Raw genomic sequence first — 1,540 nt, 5'->3', positions numbered from 1 at the left:
TTCCGTTTCCTGTACCTGACATATCCGACTCTTTGGGCGTTGAATCGCACAGGGCTTGAAGATGCCAGTCCTATAGCTCAGTTGGTCAGAGCGCCACACTGATAATGTGGAGGTCGGCAGTTCAACTCTGCCTGGGACTACGGTCTTGGGGGATTAGCTCAGCTGGCTAGAGCACCTGCTTTGCAAGCAGGGGGTCAACGGTTCGAATCCGTTATTCTCCACACGAAGGAGATCTGTGACATGATGTGACAAGCAACCAATGAAACAAAGCATAAGCCTCCCGCGGCTTGAAGCCGCGGGGGTGCGCGAAAGTAGAAAAGGGCGCATGGTGGATGCCTAGGCTCCCGGAGGCGATGAAGGACGTGACAAGCTGCGAAAATCCGCGGGGAGGCGCAAGTGGCCTTTGATCCGCGGGTGTCCGAATGGGACAACCCGTCACCTTGAAGGGGTGACATCCGCCGGTGGCGGAGGCCAACGCGGGGAACTGAAACATCTTAGTACCCGCAGGAAAAGAAAATAACAATGATTCCCCCAGTAGTGGCGAGCGACCGGGGAGTAGCCCAAACCGTCCGTGTTACGGCACGGGCGGGGTTGTAGGACCGCGCCGTTGGTCCATGCCCGCGAGTGGAACCCTCTGGAAAGTGGGGCCGTAGGGCATGACAGCTGCGTACACGCAGCGGGTATGGGCCATAGCGGTATCCTGAGTAGCGCGGGACACGAGGAATCCAGCGTGAATCAGCCGGGACCATCCGGCAAGGCTAAATACTCCCGGGAGACCGATAGTGTACCAGTACCGTGAGGGAAAGGTGAAAAGAACTCCGGACAGGAGAGTGAAAGAGCCCCTGAAACCATGCGCCTACAAGCGGTCGGAGCACGCAAGTGTGACGGCGTGCCTTTTGCATAATGAACCTACGAGTTGCCGTGTCCGGCGAGGTTAAGCGGCATGATCCGCGCAGCCGGAGCGAAAGCGAGTCTGAACAGGGCGCGCAGTCGGATGCGGCAGACGCGAAACCGAGTGATCTACCCTTGTCCAGGATGAAGTCCGGGTAACACCGGATGGAGGTCCGCACCAATAAGCGTTGAAAAGCTTCTGGATGAGGTGAGGGTAGGAGTGAAAGGCCAATCAAACTCGGAGATAGCTCGTACTCCCCGAAATGCATTTAGGTGCAGCCTCGTCGTATGATCCGGCATGAGGTAGAGCGACTGATAGGATGCGAGGGCTTCACCGCCTGTCAAGTCCTGACAAACTCCGAATGCTTGCCGGAATTAGGCGGGAGTGAGGGCGCGGGTGCTAAGGTCCGCGCCCGAGAGGAGAAGAATCCTGACCGCCGTCTAAGGCCCCGAAATGGCGCCTGAGTTATTCTAACGAGGTCGGTTCCCCGAGACAGCTAGGATGTTGGCTTGGAAGCAGCCATTCATTTAAAGAGTGCGTAACAGCTCACTAGTCGAGGTAGCCGGCATGGATAATAATCGGGTATAAGGCGCCTGCCGAAGACGCGGGATACGAACAGTATCGGTAGGGGAGCATTCCATTTGGCGC

At 57.3% G+C, this 1,540-nt stretch carries 2 tRNA genes and 1 rRNA gene; all 3 read left to right on the top strand.

Annotated elements, in window-relative coordinates:
- Positions 1–66 precede the first annotated feature (66 nt).
- A tRNA-Ile gene (locus B5F78_RS16555) sits at positions 67–140 on the top strand.
- A 7-nt stretch (positions 141–147) separates the two neighbouring features.
- Positions 148–221 (top strand) — tRNA-Ala (locus B5F78_RS16550).
- Positions 222–305: 84 nt separating this feature from the next.
- Positions 306–1,540, top strand: a 23S ribosomal RNA gene (locus B5F78_RS17695); the annotation flags it as partial.

The sequence above is a fragment of the Bacteroides sp. An279 genome (genome assembly GCF_002159615.1).
Taxonomy (GTDB): domain Bacteria; phylum Bacteroidota; class Bacteroidia; order Bacteroidales; family Bacteroidaceae; genus Phocaeicola; species Phocaeicola intestinalis.
This window is presented reverse-complemented; position numbering and strand designations above follow the sequence as displayed.